This is a genomic window from Limosilactobacillus sp. (assembly GCF_051873035.1).
Taxonomy (GTDB): domain Bacteria; phylum Bacillota; class Bacilli; order Lactobacillales; family Lactobacillaceae; genus Limosilactobacillus.
In genome coordinates, this window is the sequence record NZ_JBJEEL010000026.1 from 1 (window position 1) to 2,301 (window position 2,301).

Sequence of the window (2,301 nt, forward strand, 5' to 3'; positions counted from 1 at the left end):
CGGGTTACGAAGAAGTCGGCAAGCGGCTACGGGCTGAAATGGAAAAGAACGAATAAACCAAGGAGGAACTTAATATGTTACTAGGAAGTATTGAAGCCGGTGGGACTAAGTTTGTCTGTGCGGTCGGCAACACCAACTACCAAATCCAAGACTCCGTCCACATTCCAACAACCACCCCCGATGAAACGTTGAAAAAGTGTATTGAATTCTTTGACCAGTACAAAGATGACCTCTCAGCAATCGGGATTGCCTCATTTGGACCAATTGAAATTCGGAAGAGTTCACCAAAGTACGGCTACATTACCAACACCCCGAAGAAGGGCTGGCCAGACACGGACTTTGTTGGCCCGTTCAAGAAGCACTTTAATATTCCAATTTCTTGGACGACGGACGTTAATGGTTCCGCCTATGGTGAATATGTCCTGTCAACATTCTTTAACAAACGGATCAACTCCTTGGTTTACTTCACCATTGGTACCGGTTGTGGTGCCGGTGCGGTGATCGATGGTAAGTTTGTCGGTGAACTGGGGCACCCAGAAATGGGTCACATTCGTCTGAAGCGGCACCCCGATGACCTAGACTTTAAGGGGATCTGCCCTTACCACGGTGATTGCCTAGAAGGGCTAGTTAGTGGTCCAACCTTTGAAGCCCGGACTGGTAAGAAGGGTAAGGATGTTCCGTTGACTGACCATGTTTGGGACATCATGGCTTACTACGTTGCCCAAGCGGCCTTAGACACGACCTTAATGTTCCGTCCTGGACAAATTGTCTTTGGTGGCGGTGTGGTTAGCGAGGAATTCTTGAAGAAGGTCCGGCGCGAATTCAAGAAGTTGCTCAATAACTACGTTGATGTTGGTGACGTTGATGAATACATTACTATGCCGTTAGCTAAGAATAACGGTTCCGCTACGATCGGTGACTTTGCCTTGGCATTAAATGCCGCTACCGAATAATCCACCAGGAAGTTTGAGGAAGGCAAAGACAGAAGAGTCACTTTATCCATAGTTAACTTTCCCGTATTTTCTTTGCCTTCAGTATATTTATGGTCTTACGTTGAGACTATGCAGTATGAAGGGAAGCATAAGAGAGATTATGAAAGAGACGAGATTTATTAGCATCCTGAGTAAGGTTGCGACGGTAATTGCAATCTGCATGTACGTTTCCTACATTCCACAGATTATTAATAACTTGCATGGTAACTACGGGGCTCCACTCCAGCCCCTGGTGGCCGCCTTGAACGGTCTGTTATGGTGCATCTATGCCTACTTTAAGCGCCAACGTGACTGGGCGGTCTTTTGGGCAAACTTCCCAGCGATTATCTTTGGGCTAGTGACCTTCCTAACTTCATTTCCATGGTAATTAACTAACAAAAAGGTGTATAATTCTCTGGATTGTCAAAATCCAGAGAATTATTTTTTTAATAGAGGAGGCGGACGTGGTGGCCCATGCACGGTTACGTTCATTCTGGTGGCTTTTATGTTAGGGTGTAATGAATTTATGGTTGTGGGTGTCTTATCCGATATTGCCCGGAGCTACCACGCCTCTTTATCGACGGTAGGTTTTTTGGTCACCGCCTTTGCCCTGGTCTACGCAGTTAGTACCCCGGTGATTACCATGTTAACGAGTAACTGGAATCGTTACCGCCTTTTGATGGGGCTAATGGTGGTCTTCTTGATTGGCAATACCCTAACAGCGTGGGCACCCTCGTTAACCTGGTTGTTAATTGCCCGGGTCATAACGGCCCTAGTTGCCGGAACCATTATTTCCCTGGTTAACTTGCTGGTTAGCATTATTACGCCAACCGAGCGCCGGCCAATGGTAATGGACTGGGTCGGGGCTGGCTTTAGCATCGCTTCCGTTATTGGGGTCCCGCTGGGTACGACGATTGCGACCCTAATCAGTTGGCACGCCAGTTTTTGGATTATCTCTGGGTTAACGGTGGTTGTCTTTATACTGCTGGCCTGGCTAACACCGCGGGAGACGCCGCAGGTTAAGGGGAAAATCAATGAGCAACTGGTGCTCTTAAAAAATCGTCAGGTCCTGCTGGGGATCGGGATTGTCGTGGCCGTTTTGAGTCTGCAATATACCTTCTATACTTACGTTCGTCCCCTAATTACGACGGTAATGGGCTTTAACCTGATGAGCCTGAACTGGCTGCTGTTGCTATTGGGAGTGATGAGCATCGTTGGTAACGAATTGGCCGGCCTGATTGCGAGCCACCGGGGGGTTCGCCACTTACCAGCCCTCTTTATTGAATTTGGGCAAGAAGACACGACCTTTTAAAGACGTGATGAATTGCCC

General features: G+C 47.8%; 2 protein-coding genes and 1 pseudogene. All 3 read left to right on the forward strand.

Annotation, left to right across the window (positions count from 1 at the left end; genetic code table 11):
* Window positions 1-74: 74 nt before the first annotated feature.
* Window positions 75-953 (forward strand): fructokinase ScrK, encoded by an 879-nt coding sequence (scrK, locus tag ACI31H_RS02720; protein WP_439770463.1) that lies wholly within the window; start codon window positions 75-77, stop codon window positions 951-953.
* Between the two features lie 139 nt (window positions 954-1,092).
* Entirely contained in the window at window positions 1,093-1,359 is a 267-nt protein-coding gene (locus ACI31H_RS02725; protein ID WP_439770464.1) for a hypothetical protein, read from the forward strand.
* A 102-nt stretch (window positions 1,360-1,461) separates the two neighbouring features.
* Window positions 1,462-2,253, forward strand: a pseudogene (locus tag ACI31H_RS02730) (MFS transporter); the annotation flags it as partial.
* Window positions 2,254-2,301 lie beyond the last annotated feature (48 nt).